General features: G+C 41.0%; 15 protein-coding genes. 9 read left to right on the forward strand and 6 right to left on the reverse strand.

Translation table 11 applies throughout. The features are described 5' to 3' along the window. The first annotated feature begins 213 nt into the window (after window positions 1-213). The 6 genes from V7121_RS09545 (at window position 214) to V7121_RS09570 (ending at window position 5,653) form a co-directional block, all read left to right on the forward strand. Window positions 214-1,203, forward strand: coding sequence for an efflux RND transporter periplasmic adaptor subunit (locus V7121_RS09545; RefSeq protein WP_335546451.1), 990 nt, complete (start codon window positions 214-216; stop codon window positions 1,201-1,203). Next, a complete protein-coding gene (locus V7121_RS09550; RefSeq protein ID WP_335546452.1) occupies window positions 1,203-1,913 on the forward strand; it encodes an ABC transporter ATP-binding protein in 711 nt (236 codons plus the stop codon). Before V7121_RS09545 ends, V7121_RS09550 begins: the two co-directional genes overlap by 1 nt. After that, on the forward strand, window positions 1,882-3,057 hold the full coding sequence (locus V7121_RS09555) for an ABC transporter permease (protein WP_335546482.1): 1,176 nt from the start codon (window positions 1,882-1,884) through the stop codon (window positions 3,055-3,057). Before V7121_RS09550 ends, V7121_RS09555 begins: the two co-directional genes overlap by 32 nt. A 216-nt stretch (window positions 3,058-3,273) precedes the next feature. Then, window positions 3,274-3,801 (forward strand): PepSY-associated TM helix domain-containing protein, encoded by a 528-nt coding sequence (locus tag V7121_RS09560; RefSeq protein WP_335546454.1) that lies wholly within the window; start codon window positions 3,274-3,276, stop codon window positions 3,799-3,801. Window positions 3,802-4,019: 218 nt separating this feature from the next. Next, window positions 4,020-4,991 (forward strand): UDP-glucose 4-epimerase GalE, encoded by a 972-nt coding sequence (gene galE / locus V7121_RS09565; RefSeq protein ID WP_335546456.1) that lies wholly within the window; start codon window positions 4,020-4,022, stop codon window positions 4,989-4,991. 266 nt (window positions 4,992-5,257) lie between these two features. Further along, the gene (locus V7121_RS09570) at window positions 5,258-5,653 is read left to right on the forward strand and encodes a hypothetical protein (protein ID WP_335502654.1); all 396 of its coding nucleotides are present in this window, start codon (window positions 5,258-5,260) and stop codon (window positions 5,651-5,653) included. Window positions 5,654-5,832: 179 nt separating this feature from the next. Here V7121_RS09570 and V7121_RS09575 read toward each other — a convergent pair whose 3' ends face one another. From V7121_RS09575 to V7121_RS09595, 5 genes are read right to left on the reverse strand one after another with little or no spacing between them, the layout of a single operon-like run. Beyond that, a complete protein-coding gene (locus V7121_RS09575; RefSeq protein ID WP_335502652.1) occupies window positions 5,833-7,158 on the reverse strand; it encodes an O-antigen ligase family protein in 1,326 nt (441 codons plus the stop codon). A 27-nt stretch (window positions 7,159-7,185) separates the two neighbouring features. Beyond that, entirely contained in the window at window positions 7,186-8,655 is a 1,470-nt protein-coding gene (locus V7121_RS09580; RefSeq protein WP_335502649.1) for a lipopolysaccharide biosynthesis protein, read from the reverse strand. 15 nt (window positions 8,656-8,670) lie between these two features. After that, window positions 8,671-9,795: a glycosyltransferase family 4 protein gene (locus V7121_RS09585; protein ID WP_335502646.1), complete on the reverse strand. Its 1,125-nt coding sequence runs from the start codon at window positions 9,793-9,795 to the stop codon at window positions 8,671-8,673. After that, window positions 9,796-10,929, reverse strand: coding sequence for a glycosyltransferase family 4 protein (locus V7121_RS09590; protein WP_335546458.1), 1,134 nt, complete (start codon window positions 10,927-10,929; stop codon window positions 9,796-9,798). A gap of 1 nt (window position 10,930) precedes the next feature. Continuing rightward, window positions 10,931-11,560 carry an exopolysaccharide biosynthesis polyprenyl glycosylphosphotransferase gene (locus V7121_RS09595; protein WP_335502639.1) on the reverse strand — a complete coding sequence of 210 codons (630 nt, stop codon included), beginning with the start codon at window positions 11,558-11,560 and terminating at the stop codon, window positions 10,931-10,933. A gap of 384 nt (window positions 11,561-11,944) precedes the next feature. Between V7121_RS09595 and V7121_RS09600 the strand changes: the two genes are divergently transcribed. The 3 genes from V7121_RS09600 to V7121_RS09610 all read left to right on the forward strand — a co-directional run bounded on the left by V7121_RS09600 (window position 11,945) and on the right by V7121_RS09610 (window position 15,605). Beyond that, window positions 11,945-13,198 carry a dicarboxylate/amino acid:cation symporter gene (locus V7121_RS09600; protein ID WP_335502636.1) on the forward strand — a complete coding sequence of 418 codons (1,254 nt, stop codon included), beginning with the start codon at window positions 11,945-11,947 and terminating at the stop codon, window positions 13,196-13,198. Window positions 13,199-13,417: 219 nt separating this feature from the next. Next, a complete protein-coding gene (locus tag V7121_RS09605) occupies window positions 13,418-14,746 on the forward strand; it encodes a putative bifunctional diguanylate cyclase/phosphodiesterase (protein WP_335502634.1) in 1,329 nt (442 codons plus the stop codon). Window positions 14,747-14,756: 10 nt separating this feature from the next. Beyond that, window positions 14,757-15,605: a YitT family protein gene (locus V7121_RS09610; RefSeq protein ID WP_335502632.1), complete on the forward strand. Its 849-nt coding sequence runs from the start codon at window positions 14,757-14,759 to the stop codon at window positions 15,603-15,605. Window positions 15,606-15,722: 117 nt separating this feature from the next. On the opposite strand, the gene V7121_RS09615 is transcribed toward V7121_RS09610, so the two are convergent. After that, the gene (locus V7121_RS09615; RefSeq protein ID WP_335546460.1) at window positions 15,723-17,804 is read right to left on the reverse strand and encodes a molybdopterin-containing oxidoreductase family protein; all 2,082 of its coding nucleotides are present in this window, start codon (window positions 17,802-17,804) and stop codon (window positions 15,723-15,725) included. Window positions 17,805-17,875 lie beyond the last annotated feature (71 nt).

The raw sequence follows: 17,875 nt of genomic DNA on the forward strand, positions 1-17,875 counted from the left end.
GGAGAAAGGGAAAAGAGGGTCCTTTGTTCTTTTTATTTCCAATCTGAGCAAATAAAAGCAGCCTTACACAAAACACTAATTTTATCAAAATAGATGATCAGGATCTTTGTTAAGGATAAGTTAAGGAATGGAAAAGATAATAGGCTCATCAAATAAAATATTCCTGTTGTTGTAGACCGTAATTACAACGGGGGAGCAGAGGAGTCGAGATAGTTGAAGAAGTGGATTTGGATCATAATAAGTGTTTTGGTTATCGGGTTTGTCGGGTTTCAATACTATAAATCGAAAACGGTGAGTACGGAAGCAGTGGCTCAAACTCGAACAGCTGTTGTTCAACAAGGGAAATTAGAAGTGAAAATTAGTGGTTCAGGTACGGTGGAACCTGTAACCAGTGAGGATATTAAATCGACGATTGATAATGACGAAATTGATGAAGTGTTGGTTTCGGCGGGTGACAAAGTTAGTGAGGGGGATGAATTAATTACCTTCACGGATGACACGGATCCAATTACAGCACCTGCTGATGGAACAATTACGACGGTTTCTGTTTTAGAAGGCGAACGGGTCAGCAATGGACAGGTTGTCGCTCATTTGACCGATTACAAGGATTTACAAACCGTGGTTCAGGTGGATGAGTTAGACATTACGAAAATCAAGAAGAAACAAACTGTCAGCATCACCGTAAGTGCCTATCCTAATACTACGTTTACAGGGAAAGTGACCGCAATTGCAGCAGAGGGAACATCTGCGAACGGAACATCGACTTTCGATGTCACGATCCATATAGACAAGCCAAAAAACTTAAAAGTTGGGATGAGCACGGAAGCGAGTATCTTAACCCAAAGCAAGGAAAATGCGCTCTATGTTCCAGTAGATGGGGTTTATACCAATAATAATGAGAAATACGTGATTGTGACATCTGCTTCAACTGACGCGAGTTCCAATGCCACCACCGGCACAAGCCAGCAAAAGACTGTGAAAACAGGCATTTCTACTGATGAATATGTGGAACTGACAGAAGGAGTTAAGGTCGGTGAAACGATCCAATTGCCTGAACTGGCAACAAGCAGCTCTTTTAACAGTCAAGGCGGTATGATGAGAGGCAGCATGGGCGGCATGAGCGGTATGGGAGCCATGACTGGCGGTGGTATGCCTCCGGGTGGAAATGGTCAAGGATTCCAAAGTGGAAAGGGTGGCAATTAATGAGTACCCCAATCATTCAAATTCAAAGTATGATGAAAACCTATAAACTGGGCGGTGAAACGGTCCATGCCCTCAATGATGTATCCTTAGAAATTCAAAAAGGTGAATTTTTGGCAATCATTGGTCCATCGGGGTCCGGGAAGTCTACCTTAATGAATATGCTGGGCTGCCTTGATCGTCCTAATAAAGGCACGTATCACCTTGATGGCAGGGATACTGGCCAAATGGATGACAACAGCTTAGCGACGATTCGTAATCGGAAAATTGGGTTTATTTTTCAAAATTTTAACTTATTAAATAAACTCTCGGCACTCGAAAATGTGGAATTGCCCTTGCTATACGCTGGAGTACCAACACGTGAAAGGCGTGAGCGGGCATTAGCCGGATTGGACCAGGTCGGTTTGATGGATCGAGCTGGGCACCTGCCGACCCAGCTTTCTGGGGGACAGCAGCAAAGGGTAGCAATTGCGAGAGCCCTGATTGGCCAGCCGGCCATTCTTCTAGCTGATGAACCAACAGGAGCGCTTGATAGTAAATCCAGCAAGGAGATTCTTTTATTAATGAAGGAATTAAATGAATTAGGCCATACGATTATTTTAATTACACATGATCTGGAAATCGCAAAACAAACCAAAAGAATGGTTAGTATTCAAGACGGCCGGCTCTTTGAGAATGGGGGTGTCCTGCTTGGGAATATTGCAGTCCATTAAAATGGCGCTTCGGAGTATTCGAAGCAATAAACTCCGCGCTGTCCTGACGATGCTCGGCATCATCATTGGGGTCTCGTCGGTAATCGTCCTCGTGTCAATTGCACAAGGTTCAGCCAAAAACGTTACGAGTCAAATTAATCAATTAGGAACCAACCTCTTAACCGTAAATACCTACAGTACTGATATTGAATTAACCGAGGATAAAATTAATGAATTAAGTGAGTTGGATGGGGTAAAAGCTGTCGCTCCGGTAGTTTCAGGGCGTGTTTATGTGAAAAAAGAGCGGACGTCCTCGCAGATTACCTTAACAGGTACGAATGCCGCTTATTCGAGTGTTCGCGATGCGAAGGTCAGCCAAGGCCGCTTCATTACTGATCTCGATGTCGAGTACCGCCAAAAGATCGCTGTACTTGGTTCTGAAACAGCATCGACGTTTTTCGGCACGGAGAACCCAGTCGGACAATATATTCAGGTGTCAGGTACATCGTTTAAAGTCGTCGGGGTCCTCGCTTCGAAAGGGAGTTCCCTTGGGCAAAGTGGCGATAATGTCGTTCTTGTCCCATTGAGTACGGGGCAGCGTTTGGTTGGCAGCACAACGATTAGTACCGTTTATATACAAGGTCAAAATGAGGATCAAATGGATTATGTAATGAATGAAGTGAAAATGTCGCTCGCCAGTATGTATCCAGGTAAAAGTGACTATTATGGCGTGACAAACCAGCAGGACGTGATGGACACAATGAGTTCCGTGTCAGACACGATGACGATGATGCTAGGTGGAATCGCGAGTATTTCCTTGCTGGTCGGCGGGATTGGGATAATGAATATCATGCTCGTTTCTGTGTCCGAACGGACGAAGGAAATCGGGATTAGGAAAGCGATTGGTGCGAAGCGGCGTGATGTGCTCCTCCAGTTTTTAATTGAAGCGGTGGTATTAAGCTCGATGGGTGGCGTGATAGGAATTCTATTTGGACTAGGGTTAGGAAAAATAGTTTCTTCATTGATGAGTTTAAGCATCAGTTACTCACCGTCAGTGATCGTATCATCATTCCTATTCTCACTCGTGGTCGGTGTCGTCTTCGGCGTCTTCCCAGCCAACAAGGCATCTAAATTGAACCCGATTCAAGCACTTCGCTATCAGTAGGTTTCATCTATTGATGACGCACATATGTAGTTTATGAATGAGGTCCGGACAGCAAATTGGGGTTTCGCAAACAAACTAGGTAGTTTCGCAAATAAAAGCCAGAGTTTCGCAAACAAACCAAGTAGTTTCGCAAACAAACCCAGAAGTTTCGCAAACAAATTAATTTATTTATAAAAAAACAGTTGGAATGCGGCAAATCTACTTGAAAAGAGGAGAATGTATATGAGAAAAACAAGAAAAGCACACTTATGGATTGGATTAATTTGCTCTATTTTTATCTTAATCGAGTCAATTACTGGTTTATTGATGAACGAACCGTGGTTAATCGGTCAAACACAAATGGAAGGAAATCGCGGGAATTTCCAGCCAGGTCAGTTTAATCCGGGCCAAATGCAACAAGGAGCAGGAACAACAACTGACCCAAGCCAAGCCCAAGGCCAAACTGGCGCGAACGCGAACACTAACGCAAATGCGAACGGACAAACAGGATTCAATGGAAACGGTCAATTCCAAGGCCGAACTGGAATGAGAGGTCCTGGCGGAGAAGGTGGTACCGGTTCGATTACAGGCATCATTAAAGGTCTTCATGCAGGGAGAATTGGCACAACCGATGTGAAATGGCTGGTTGACCTAGTCGCAATCGCGATGATTTTCTTAACTATTTCAGGCATTTATTTATCTTTGAAAGTTCTTAATGCGGATAAAAAAAGAAAAAATCGTAAAGCTGATGGGCAAGTCGCCTAAAGCTTATAATACAAATTAAGAGGTGTCATGCACTATTCCTTATATGGATCGTGCTTGATGCCTCTTTTTTACATAAAAATCCCCATTCATTATGATAGTGGGACTAACCCTATTTTAAAAAAAGTGTAGATATTGCCAAATCCTTAGGATAAGTAGCTATTTTACGATTATGCTATAATGGTACAGATAATTGAAATTCTAGCTAAGGGGAAATGAATATGATTCTCGTCGTTGGCGGAGCAGGGTACATAGGTAGCCATCTTGTAAAGGAATTAGTTGAAAAAGAAGAAGTCGTTGTCCTCGACAACTTATCGACTGGTCACCGTAAGGCTGTGGACAGCCGTGCTGTCTTTGTTGAGGGTGATCTTGGCAATGAAGAAGATTTACAAATGATTTTCAAAAGTTATCCGATTAAAGCTGTGATGCACTTTGCTGCCTTTAGTTTAGTAGGGGAGTCTGTTGTCGATCCATTGAAATATTATCAAAATAATGTGGCGGCCACGCTTACCTTGTTAAAGGTTATGATCAAAAACAATGTAAAAAACTTTATCTTCTCATCTACGGCAGCAACCTACGGAATTCCTGAGGTGGAATTGATTGATGAAACCACTCCAACCAGGCCGATTAATCCGTATGGGCATTCCAAACTAATGATCGAACAAATCCTGTCCGATTTCTCAAAATCCTATGGCTTGGACTATGTGATTCTTCGCTACTTTAATGCAGCTGGAGCACATGAATCAGCTGTGATTGGCGAAAGTCATAACCCAGAAACCCATTTAATCCCGATTGTCCTTCAACAGCTGTTAGGTCAGCGTGAAAAGGTAGCGGTTTTCGGAACCGATTATGATACGGCTGATGGTACGTGCATTCGTGATTATATCCATGTCACTGATCTAGCTAGCGCCCATATCCTTGCCCTTGATGCCTTATTAACCGGGAAGAAATCAACAGAAATATATAATCTTGGCAATGGGCTGGGCTATTCCGTGAAGGAAGTCATCGAGACCTGCGAAAAGGTAACCGGCAGAGAGGCAAATGTTGAAAATGCAGAACGTCGTGCAGGAGACCCGGCCATGCTTGTTGCTTCCTCCCAAAAAATCCTAACCGAATTAGGCTGGAAGGCCGAACGGAACCTAGAACGAATCATTGCCGATGCCTGGAAATGGCACCAGCAACAACAATATTAACATTGGTACCTGACACCATCATCATACTTTTAAAAGAGCTGGCCCCACAATAACTTAGGGCCAGTTTTGCTATTTATCGACCCGTCCATTCACAGTAAAAAGAGAACTTCCGACATTTCGTTTTGAAATGTAGAACAATTCTGAATCTAAAGCCATTCCCCATTGCTTGTACATATCCCCAACGGTTATAATCTAGTAAGATAGTAAAAAAAGTTAACAAGAGTGCGGGGTTCTTATTCTTGTTAATTTGTGCAGGAGGCAAAATTGTGAAGGTATCAGGTAAGTTATTTTTCGTGCTGATGCTATCTTTAGCATTAGTTGGATTAAGCGGTTGTGCTGAAAAGGAAAAAGCAACGAATGAAGTAGAGAAAAAGACTGTTGAGACAAAGGCACCAGCGAAAACGGAAGAACCAAAAGCACAAGCTGCAGCACCTAAGACTCAAGAAAAACAAGGGAAACAGGAAAATCAAGAAAAAGAGATTCATGACTTTGTATTAAAAAATACAAAAATTGTTCAGGTTTCAAACATTAGTCGACGCGTCCATGAAAAACACCCGGATTTAGGTCCGTTCTATGTCGTCAGAGGGATTGATGTCCGCGGACAAAAAAGCGAAGTCTGGATTAAAGATATGAAAATTTTTGAAATGAGCAACACCAAATAATTACCAACCAAAAAGGGAAACGACAGACCCAACAGGTCCAGTCGTTTCCCTTTTTTTAGATAAGAAATATAAGCACTTGTACTTAGCTTAGAATATGAAGATTCTTTAATGGTGAACTCAAGTAAGATATTAAGTACTCTAACGAAAAAAGAGGCAAATCCTGCAGATTTCTACTTCTCTTAATTTGCCTCTTTTATTGTATTCTTTGTAGCCTGGTTGATGATTATGGTACATAATCCTAGGTAGAACCAGAGGTATCTCCAATGAAGGGTATCTAAAAAGAAACTGTTGATAATCATGCCTATAAACACTGATAAAAATAAATAAACTGGCAAATTCCAAACTTCTTTTTTGCGATGATGAACAAGTAGAGTAAAAAAATAAAGAATTACCCCTAGAAAGGTTAAGAATGCAATCCAGCCATTTTCAGCTATGATTCGGACAAATAAGTTATGCGTAGCATAGCCAAAGTAATATTCAAATTGACCTGGTCCAATGCCAAATAAGTGAGTAGACCCGACGATAATCCCTTGGCGCTGATAATAAAACCGATCCAAATCATAAGTTTGTAATAATTCATTAGAACCTGAGAATCTGATCGACATATAGTGCGTGATCGAATCACCTGCTGCGATTATAAACACGACTACAACAATTATCGTTGTCAATAATAGTATTACATTATGTCCATACTTTTTTTTATAAAATATAGAACAAAAGAAGTAAATGAGTAAAACAATCGCTAAATTCAGGAGAGCGGCCCTTGACATCGATGCCATTAATATCAGAGTCACTGTTCCAGATAGGAAACAAAAAGCAAAATACTTGATTGAAAAATAATGATAAGAAAAAGCCTTGTCTATTAGAAAGGCGATTGCCAAGATTAGAAAGGGGGAGAAATCATTCGGATCTATAAAGAATCCTTGAGCCCGAACCCCTTGAAACCAAGTTCCAAGATCACCAACAAGGCCTGCTTTCTGGAAAATTACTGCTAAGGAAGAAATAAGGACAGTGGTTATATACCCCCATATGATTGAACTAAATTCCTTTTTCGTTTTTATCGTAAGTGTCAGAAAATAAAAGATCATCATCATAAAAAATGTATGAATAAAGTAACTGAACCCCAAGCTTAAATCTTTACTACTTAGGACAGAAATCAAGGAAATAACAATAAAGAGAAGTAATCCATAATTTACGAAACGTATTTCCATCGCTGCTTTTAGTTTTTGTTTTTTCCAAATAAAAAAAGTTCCTGCAACAATAACAAAAAGGAGATCAAATAGTTTTATGGATGTATTCATGAATCCAAAACTACAAAAGAGTAAAAATAAAGATAATGCCCCTCCGTGCACAAAACTATAATAGATGATAATAGGTAAAAGGATGAGACCAACAAGTAGTTGTCCTGCATGAATATTGAAAGGATACATGAAAAGGGAGAGCAAAACACCGATACAAGAACTAAAAAACGCAGTAAAGAATAAATACATCCTGCCTTTGCTCATTTATCTCACCCCCCTCCCTAATACTGTTTATGAAATCATTTGCTTCAATGTACTCTTCCAGAAGATCAACACCATTCCGAAATAAATAAGAAAAAAAGGTAAACCTATGATCATACTAATCAGCGGTGAAGTACCATTTAGCAGTTTCATTTTAATCATTAGAAACGGGATTGCTAGAATAATAGCCCCAAGAGAAACATTAATTAATGTACGCCAAGGAATTTTCCATTTAATAAACGGTATGGAAAAATAATAAAGTAATCCACAATAAATGACAAATCCAATCGATGTAGAGATTGCTGCCCCAATAAAGCCCCACTTAGGAATAAAATAGAGGTTTAGTAAGAAATTTGAAATTGCCGCCAGGACTACGAAATAAAACATTTCTTTCGTTCTTTTAGATATTTGATATGTAAGCTGTCCGTAAAGTCCCATATTCCAAGCAAAGAAACCAAAGATAAGGATTGGAATAATAATTGACCCTTTTGTAAACTGAACGCCTAGCAAAATTTGACTAACCTCATGGCTATAGATTGAAAAATATACACCAAAAGGTATGGAAATAATGATAAATAGACGAGTATAGCCAGATATTCTCCCTTCGATTTGTTCCTTATGGTAGTTTTCTTGAATTTCATTCATAATCATTGGTTGAATAGCAAAGAACAATGGATTACAAATTAAAGCAATCGCTTGAACAGCAATAGTAAAATTTGCAGAGTAAATTCCTACTTCATTGGCGGTGCGAAAGTACTCAATCATAAAACGATCTGTGAGGTTCATGATTGTAGTGCCTATATACCAGCCGATTAGTGGAAAGCCATATTTCAAAAATTTCAATGTAAACTCCTTAAATGATTGTTTAGAATTACTTAAAGGAATAAACATTTTTTGTGATTCCACATAACGGCCCATCGGTATTGTTACTAAGAACTGTGCAAAAAAAGCGCCCCAAATAAAGGAATTAGGGTCGGACGAGATAGAGAGGACAAGGATCAGAATTAAAACTAACTTTAAAATCGATTGAAGTACATTCAAGTTACGAAAAGGCTTTGCCCGTAAATCTGCTTGATATACCCCCCCTAAAACCATAAAGTAAATGGAACTTATGATTAGGAGGGAAGATGACCAATAGTAAGATTGATAGCGTACTAAAATTGAAGGTATGAAAAAATATAGAATACTTACCACCAGTAGAAAACCCATTGAAATATAGAACAAGAGGTGGTTAAGGTGGCGATTAAACTCTGGAATCGTCCTATTTTTACTATATTCCGGACGATATCGCTGTACTGATAATAAAATCCACTGCCCAAGTAGAGAGGAAAGGATTATGGTTGTATTTACAACGATAGTATAATCACCATATTCCTTGGGTGAAAAAAGACGAGTAAAAGCCATCAATAAGACAATATTTATCAGAGCAGGTGCCAGAAAAACAGGAATATAGATAATCGTATCCCGGCTAATCCGGCTATTTTTTATGATTGAAGACATACAGACTTCTTCCCCTTAATGATAGCTTTTATAAATCTCAATTGTTTCTGCACACATTTGTTCCACAGTTACCGTGGACGCGAGGTTTAAGAAGTATCTGCCTAATTCCACGCGGAGACTATCGTTTGATAGAATAGACTCTAACTGTTGATACATACCGTTATCATCATTAATTGCGACAAGGATGTCCTTGTTGCCCTTTGGGTCCACTACTTCTTTTACACCGCCAACATCGGTGCTAATCACAGGAAGGCCACGTCCACAAGCTTCGAGTAATACGTACGGGAGCCCTTCTTTATGGGATGTAATAATCATTGCATGCATGTGGTCCATCCAATTATAAATAGAGGTCTGCATCCCTTTTAACTGGATAATTGACTGTAAATTTCGTTTGTTTATTTCATATTGATAATAATTAAACAAGGGACCATCGCCAAGTAACCAGAACTCAACTTGGTCATTTTTATGTTCCTTAAAGAGTGATGCAACACGCAATAGCATATCAATATTTTTTTCAGGTGAAAAGCGACCAACAAATCCAACCACTTTTTTATCGGTCACACGAAGTCTTTTCTGCTTTTTCTCCCACTCAGCTATCGGGAGGATTGTGCTTTCAGGGATGCCATTATGGATGACAGCCATTTTTTCAGCGTGAATCCCGTGGGCCTTTCCTTGCTGAAAGTCATAATTAGAAACCGTAATAATATTGGTAGACATCCATCCAAAAATTTTCTCAAGCAGAAGGTAAAAGTACTTTTTTTTAGCTGATAGGGTGGGGTCAGTGAAAACAAAGCCGTGTGCGGTATAGATATTTTTATTGACCCGATTTAGATAGCCAGCAAATCTAGCTATAATTCCTGCCTTAGAACTGTGAGAATGGACCACATCATAATTTCCTTTTTTTATGAAATGAAAAACCTTCCATAACGCCTGAAAATCCTTAGATAATTGAATTGTCCTCGGAATCGGGATGATGGTTGTTCCAATTTTTAGCTTAGTTAGTTCTTCTTTAAGAGGACCATCCTCTCCCAAAACAACATGGACATCATGTCCATGTTTGGAAAACCAATCAGACAGATATAGTAAGTGATTTTGTGCTCCGCCAATATCTGCACCTGTAATAACATAGAGGATTTTCATTTATGAAACGGTGTGGACCACACCTACAACTCCTTTTATAAATGATTCTTTTGTAAAATGTTCTTCATAGCGCTTTCGGGCCTCCTGACCCATTCGTTGACAAATAAACGGATTGTCTAACAGAACCTTTAGTCTATTAACCAGTTCCTCCACACTATCTGGATTAATAATAAACCCTGTTTTTCCATCAACGATTAACTCTGGTATCCCACCGACGTTGGTGGCAATCGTTGGCAGTCCTAAGGCCATTGCTTCAATGATCGAAAGGGGCATTCCCTCAGTGTCTGAAGGTAAAATAAAAACATCGGAAGCAAGTAAAGGTTTCCACGGATTTTCCACCCATCCTAAAAAAGAAACCGCATTTGAAATCTGAGCGTGATTCACTAGTCCAAGTAAGCTATTTTTATATTCATCGGAATGCCAAGGGGGTTTCTCTCCTATGATATTTAACTGAATATTAAGTCCTTGTTTAATCAACTCTGCACAAGCTTTTATGGCGAGGTCCTGTCTTTTTCCTTCTATTAAAGTACCTACCATACTAACGGTAAAAACTGGATTTGTTTTTTTTCGGTTAGTTGCTGCCAGTTCAACCCCATTGTGCACGACATTGAACTTTATCTTCTGTTTAGGAAAAATTGCTCCATACTTATCTGATAAGGCATGGGAAACTACTATTATTTTATCTGCAACAGTTACTGCCACTTTTCCTAAAAGATTATTCACTTGTTCTTCCCCATGGATATGCCAAATGACCTTTCGTCCTAACAGTTTTGCTATCCATCCAATGAGTAACTGGGAGCGAAATTGGCTAGTATAAACGATATCAATTCGATTACGTAGAATAAAGAAAAAAACCTTAAAGAGATGAGGAAGTGTATTGAACAATTGAGATAGTAAAAAGAGGATTCCAGTATTCAAATTTCCTCTTCTTACCTTGTTTACGGTACTATTTATTGGAATCAGTGTAACATCTTTACCAATTGTCCTTATACGACTGTTCATAGGTCCGTCTGTTGAAGTTAAAAAATAAGTTTCCATTGAGTCATGATCATCAAGGGAGACTAGAAGCTCTAATTCACATTTTTGTGCACCGCCCCATTCGGGACGACTTTCGTAAAAAAGAATGCGTTTCATTTTATCGCCATCCTTTTGCGAACAATATTACAGGGATAGATTTAATAAGAATTTTAAAATCTAGCAATAATGAAATATTGCCAATATAGAATAAATCTAGAGCTAATTTCTCTTTTGGACCCAAGTCGTAGCCTCCGTTAATTTGGGCCCAGCCTGTTATTCCAGGTTTCACTTGAAGACGCTGACGAAATTCAGGGAGATCCTTCTCAAAAGCATGAATGAAAACTTTGCGTTCTGGCCGGGGACCAATTAACGACATTTCTCCTCGTAAAATATTAATAAATTGTGGGATTTCATCAATTCGGTATTTTCGTAAATAGTAGCCGATTGGAGTGACTCGTGCATCATTTTCATAGGCCCATTGGGGACCATCCTTTTCGGCATCTTCTCTCATCGTCCTAAATTTTAAGATGTAAAAAGGTTTTCCATAGAGGCCAATCCGTTCCTGTTTGTAAAAAATAGAACCACGGGAATCAGCTTTAATGAGCCCCGCGGCTATCAACAGGAGAGGGGAGAGAATGATAAGAGCGCAAAGACTAAAGACTATATCTATCACTTGTTTTGCATAGTAATAAAGTGACTTATTCTTTACTTCGATGAGGATTAAGTGTTTTTCGTCTATCAATTTCATCCATTCACCCCCTGTTATTCATTGATATAGCCTTATTTCAATATGTAAAATATTTGGTATTCTATCAATATATGGGACTAAAAGCTATTATTCGTCAAAATTCGGAATTATTTATTATTATTCCAAATTATATTACAAATGGACTATTGTTTCTATAATATCTTTCCAAATAGGTTAAATAGAAATGGTTTAGAGTTAGTAGAAAAATCGAGTGCTTTACATAATGGCTGTGAGGTACTTGTCGGTTGATATCTGCTCCATTTGTTTTTATATTATTAATTGAAATTTCACTATTTCGACTTATTTGCAATTAAGATAGTCATTTACCTGGCCGGTGAACTTGGGTATGCTTTTCATAATTACATATGAAAGGCTGTGGACGGATTGAAAGTATTCTTTAAAAACTATCGTTTTACACTAGTCCTGCTTACTGCCATTTTGATAGGCGGGGCTGCAGGCTTGATTTTTGAAACGAAAGCGGCAGTTGTTAAGCCTTTTGGAGATTTGTTTCTGAACTTAATGTTCATGATTATCGTCCCATTGGTGTTTTTCAGCATCGCGTCGGCGATTGCGAATATGAATGGGATGAAACGGCTCGGAAAAATCATGGGCAGTATCCTGGTAGTGTTCTTGGCAACAGCCTCCGTGGCTGCAATTCTTGGCTTAACCGGGGCCTCAATCATTCACCCCATCGAGAATGCAGATATTGCCTCAATTAAAGAAGTGATGAATAACTCAAGCGTGGAGACAGATGCTGACAAATTGTCGTTTCTTGACCATCTCGTTGCTACCTTCACGGTACCTGACTTTAATTTACTGCTGTCAAGAAGTAACATGCTGCAATTGATTGTATTCGCGTTGCTGTTTGGAATTTCAACCGCGATGGTCGGGGAAAAGGCGAAACCAGTCGCAGACTTTTTATCCGCTGCCACGGCGGTGATGATGAAAATGGTTAACGTCATCATGTACTATGCTCCGATTGGACTTGGCTGTTATTTTGCCGCCGTGATTGGCGAGCTAGGTCCGCAGATTTTAGAGGGGTATGCCCGCTCGTTTGCGTTATATCTGATTCTAGCAGTAATTTATTATTTCGGATTCTTCACTCTCTATGCTTTTCTTGCAGGAGGCAAGGGAGGAGTGAAGATTTTTTGGAGAAATGCCATCACCCCATCGGTTACAGCCCTTGCTACCTGTTCAAGTGCTGCTTGTATACCGGTCAACTTAGCTACTGTTCGAAAAATGGGTGTGCCAAAGGATATCGCCGAAACGATTATTCCGCTCGGGGCCAATACCCATAAAGATGGATCCGTGTTTGGCGGTGTGCTGAAAATCGTCTTCTTATTTGCATTATTCGGCAAGGATTTAACGAGTATCTCCAATATTTTAAGCATTTTGGCAGTCGCCTTTTTAGTCGGAGCCGTGATGGGAGCTATTCCAGGCGGAGGAATGATCGGTGAGATGTTAATCATCAGCGTGTACGGATTCCCACCAGAAACCCTGCCAATTATTGCTGTAATCAGCACAATCATTGATGCACCCGCAACCTTGCTCAACTCCACCGGAAACACCGTATGCGCCATGCTCGTCACACGCCTCGTTGAAGGAAAAAACTGGCTGAACAAAGCCATGAGTGCCTGACACCATTCGTGGACAAATTCAATGGTTTGTCCATGTGGAGTGGACGATGGATGATACTGGTACCTGACACCCTATAATATTAAAACAAAAGCTGTAAGAACCTGTAAGTTCTGACGGCTTTTTGTTTCTTTTAAAGGCGAAATTTGTAATTTGAAGGATAGGATGTTGTGGGGTAAGATTAGGATATTAAAAGTTTGATTCGGTAAGGGGTTCTTTTTCATGGATGATATAAGCACGGAATGGGAAGATCAATCTGCTAAGGTTTCGAGTGGCCAACTACTCAATGAGCGCCTCCACTTAACTTTGGCTTTTAGTAAACGATATCAAATGTCAACAGCGGTTTGCTACCTGCGGTTATTTTTGCCTCCAGAACTTTCCCTACATAAGGACCATGAAATAGAGTCCGTCCTCCTTCATAAAATCTCCACTAGATTACAAGGAACGCTTAGGGATATTGACACAGTCATCAGAATCAATAAAACAGATTTTATTCTGTTAATTGCTGATATTACCGAGTTTGAATGCCAAGTAATTTGTGAGCGGATTATCGGTTCGATTTCCGATACGTATACGGTAGATTTTCATTACTTTTCGATAACAAGCAGGATAGGGATATGTATGTACCCATACGGATCCAAGGACCCGAAGGCGCTTAAAGCTCTGGCGAAGGCGCAAATGTATCAGGCGGAAGAGGCCGGAGAAAAGGGTTTTTCTTTTTATAAGGGTGAGTTAAATACTGCAGCCTACCGCAAAATGCTAATTGAAAATGACCTTCCCTATGCAATTAAGAAAGAGCAGTTGTATGTTGAATTCCAGCCGCAGTATTGTTTGAAACAGCAGGCTATCAAAGGTGCAGAAGCGTTAATCCGTTGGAACCATCCTAGTTTGGGGGCCATTCCCCCAGGGGAATTTATCACCTATGCCGAGGAAGCAGGCATGCTCAACGGGCTGTTTTTCTGGGTGTTTGAAGAGGTTTGTAAAAAGATAGCCATCAAGAAGGAGCAAAGGCTGAAATATTCAGTGAACTTGTCTGTTAATCAACTGTTGCTTGACTCTCTTATTGTAGATCTCTCTAATATACTAGAGCATTACTCGGTCACCGCTGCACAAATTACCTTAGAGATTACCGAGAATATTGAAATTTATACGGTAAAAAAGGTGAATGAGAAGCTCCATTTACTAAAAAAAATGGGATTTACTATTGCTTTAGATGATTTCGGTAATGGATATTTCTCCATCTCAGATTTTATCAAGCTGCCGATAGACTTTATTAAGCTGGACCGGGATTTTGTGTTTAGTCTGTTGAAAAATAAAAAGCACAAGGGCGTGATTACGCCGATTTTGAATATCGCCCATAACCTCGACCTTCAGGTGATTGTCGAAGGGGTTGAGGATCCCCTTCAGTTTTCTGAATGGGTGAATCTCGAGTGTGATATTATTCAGGGCTTTTTTATCAGTAAACCGATTTCGTTTGAAGAACTAAGCGCTTCAATGGATGAAATCGAGAAGCGAGTAGTGGGAAGTTTGAACGGGGACTCGGAGCATTAAAGGGTGGATGATGATGAAGAAAACGTTGCAGGATATTTTTTATATTTTATTAGGAGCATTGATTTTTGCATTGGGGGTCAATTATTTCACAATCCCCAACCATCTTTCCGAAGGCGGTATTCTAGGGATTACCATCATTGCTCACTATTTGTTTGACTGGTCGCCAGGTGTCGTTAATTTCGTCTTGAATGTCGTGTTGCTTACGGTTGGGTATAAGTTTTTTGAAAAAAGAACCTTTGTTTATACACTCATTTCGATAGGGGCATGCTCGGGGTTTTTATTTTTGACAGAGGATGTCGGCCGCCGGATTACCGAGGATACCTTTTTGGCCTCGATATTTGCCGGTTTGTTGGTCGGTGTCGGGTTAGGATTAATTTTTCGGACAGGCGGAACCTCAGGCGGGTCCACAATCTTAGCCAGATTGACTCACCAATGGTTAGGCTGGAGCATGGGGAAAGGGATGCTCGTTTTTGATTTGGTAGTCGTAGTCGGGTCGATGTTCATCATTGGTTTAGAAAAAACGATGTACACCTTGTTGATTATTTTTATTGGTGCGAAGGCGATTGATTTCATTGTCGAGGGATTGGATGAAAAGGTAGCCGTAATGATTATTTCGAATGCTCCTGAGCAGGTCTTGGCGAGCATCACCAAGCGGATGTCACGCGGGTTAACAGTTCTCGATGGACGCGGCGGCTATACCGGACAGAACAGAGAAGTCCTGTACATCGTCATTAATAAGCAAGAACTCGTCCAGCTAAAAGATATCATCAAAGAAACAGATGAACACGCATACGTCACCGTCCATAACGTCCATGAAATGCTTGGGCATGGCTATAAAGCTAGTAAAAAGAGTGCCTGACTGGGCGACATCCTTTTGGCGTCACTTTGGTGTCACTTTGGTGTCAGGTACTCTTCGTGGACATTTCCTTATTTTTGTCTACGTGCAGTGGACAGTTATTGTTGGTTCAGTCTCTAGTTATATTTTTTCCACACTCACTCTTCCTGAGAAGAAGGTGGCACCTCCGCCCATGTCGGCGATGCGGGCAGGGGTGAGTGCATTAACTAGTTGTTTTGTGGCGGCTTGTGGTTGAGGAGGGGCAGAGTCTGCTTCAGCGGAATCCGCCCACAGCCCTTGCGTGACAACTACTCCAGGGAGAACTTGCTCCCCTACGGAAACCTTCAGCTCGCATTCCCCGCGCTCATTCCATATTCGAACCATATCTCCATCTTCAATTCCCACCGAAAATGCATCCTGATGATTCATAAACACTCTTGGTTCTTTCTCTAACGTGATGTGTTTACGATTGTTGGAAAAAGTAGAGTTTAAGAAATTATGAGTTGGGGCTGGCACAAATTGAAAAGGGTGATCCCCGTCATCTTTTAAGGGAATATAGGTTGGCAATGGGGCATACCCATCCTCTTTCATTTTTTCAGAATACAATTCGATTTTTCCACTCGGAGTTGGCAGGGCTCCAGGGAACATTGGCTTTACATTGGCTTTCATATATGGCTGCACAGTTAGGGATGGATAACTAATTCCATCTAAAAAGGGATTGTGTGGATTATTCAAGGCATCCGTAATCATTTCCGCCTCTGTTTCTAAGAAAGCAGGATCGTCATAGTCCATCCCTTGGGCAAGCAACTTGAACACATCTACATTGGATTTCGACTCACCAACTGGTGCAATTACTGGTTGCTGCAGTTGAATGTAATGATGCCAGTACGATGTGTACATGTCCGTGTTTTCGAAGGAAGATGTCGCTGGTAACACAATATCCGCGTATTTTGCGGTTTCGGTTAAAAATAAGTCATGTACCACCGTAAATAAATCCTCGCGGGCGAGTCCCGTTCTAACCTTATTCGACTCCGGTGCGACGACGGCGGGGTTCGTGCCGTACACATAGAGCGATTTCACGGGCGGGTCTAGGTCCGGAGCAAGCAGGGTATCGCCGAGTAGGTTCATGTTAATCACACGAGTTTGTTTATTTTTTAATAGATTCGGTTGTTGCAGGCTGGCAGTATTCAGTGCAAGATAGGCGGAATTTCCCTTGATTGCGCCGCCGCCTTTAACTAGCCATTGACCGGTGAGAGCAGGGAGGCAGGCGACGGTCCGGACGAACATCCCACCATTGTCATGATGCTGAGGTCCATTGCCAATGCGAATAAAGGAAGGCGATGTTTGACCATACATCCGAGCAAGCTTATAAATATCTTCTACCGGCACACCCGTAATTGCCGACACTGTATTCGGGTCGTATTGGATAACATGCTCACGCAGCTCCTCGTGTCCAACGGTAAACTCTTGTAAAAATTCATCATTAACCAGGTTTTCAGCAAATAGGATGTGCATCATTCCCAATGCGAGAGCGCTGTCGGTGCCTGGTAAAATAGGAATAAACCAATCTGCTAATCTACCCGTTTGATTTTTGTGAACATCAATAACGACGATTTTGGACCCATTTTCTTTGCGGGCTTTTTGGGCGAGCGCGACTTGGTGCATATTGGTGCTCACCGCATTTATTCCCCAAAAAACAAATAGCTTGGAATGAACCGTTTCCTCAGGATCGGTCCCGATGCTGCCGCCCATTGTATATTTATAGCCCACAGAACCAGCCGCGGAACAGATGGTTTGGTCGAGTAGGGAAGCGCCAAGGCGATGGAAGAACCGGCGGTCCATGCCTTCAGCACTAAGCCTGCCCATATTCCCGTAAAAACTGTAAGGAAGAATGCTTTCTGGGCCGTCCGTTTCGATTAGTCCTTTCCAGTTAGAGGTAATCGTCTGAATTGCTTCATCCCAGCTAATTCGTTCAAATCTCCCTTCGCCTTTGGGACCAATTCGCTTTAACGGGAATTTCAAGCGGTTTTCATCATAGATCCGATCCGTTATATGCCGCACTTTGTTACAAATATGTCCCTTTGTGACCGGATGCTCGGGGTCGCCATCCACCTTGATAATTTTTCCATCTTTCTTGTGCAACAGTAATCCACATTGATCCGGGCAATCAAGCGGGCAAACCGCATGAAAAACACCATCTCGTATATCTATATAAGAAACCATAGCCTCGTAAACTCCCTTCGCATTTGGTGTTATTTTCTAGGTGTCTTTTTGGGTGTCAGGTACCTTCTGTG

The organism is Neobacillus drentensis, assembly GCF_036962125.1.
GTDB lineage: Bacteria > Bacillota > Bacilli > Bacillales > Cytobacillaceae > Neobacillus > Neobacillus drentensis_B.

Excerpts from the sequence above, each read along its gene's own strand:
- V7121_RS09550 (WP_335546452.1), top strand. The coding sequence starts at position 1,203 with ATGAGTACCCCAATCATTCAAATTCAAAGTATGATGAAAACCTATAAA.
- V7121_RS09560 (WP_335546454.1), top strand. The coding sequence starts at position 3,274 with ATGTATATGAGAAAAACAAGAAAAGCACACTTATGGATTGGATTAATT.
- galE (WP_335546456.1), top strand. The coding sequence starts at position 4,020 with ATGATTCTCGTCGTTGGCGGAGCAGGGTACATAGGTAGCCATCTTGTA.
- V7121_RS09575 (WP_335502652.1), bottom strand. The coding sequence starts at position 7,158 with ATGAGCAAAGGCAGGATGTATTTATTCTTTACTGCGTTTTTTAGTTCT.
- V7121_RS09580 (WP_335502649.1), bottom strand. The coding sequence starts at position 8,655 with ATGTCTTCAATCATAAAAAATAGCCGGATTAGCCGGGATACGATTATC.
- V7121_RS09585 (WP_335502646.1), bottom strand. The coding sequence starts at position 9,795 with ATGAAAATCCTCTATGTTATTACAGGTGCAGATATTGGCGGAGCACAA.
- V7121_RS09590 (WP_335546458.1), bottom strand. The coding sequence starts at position 10,929 with ATGAAACGCATTCTTTTTTACGAAAGTCGTCCCGAATGGGGCGGTGCA.
- V7121_RS09595 (WP_335502639.1), bottom strand. The coding sequence starts at position 11,560 with ATGAAATTGATAGACGAAAAACACTTAATCCTCATCGAAGTAAAGAAT.
- V7121_RS09605 (WP_335502634.1), top strand. The coding sequence starts at position 13,418 with ATGGATGATATAAGCACGGAATGGGAAGATCAATCTGCTAAGGTTTCG.
- V7121_RS09610 (WP_335502632.1), top strand. The coding sequence starts at position 14,757 with ATGATGAAGAAAACGTTGCAGGATATTTTTTATATTTTATTAGGAGCA.
- V7121_RS09615 (WP_335546460.1), bottom strand. The coding sequence starts at position 17,804 with ATGGTTTCTTATATAGATATACGAGATGGTGTTTTTCATGCGGTTTGC.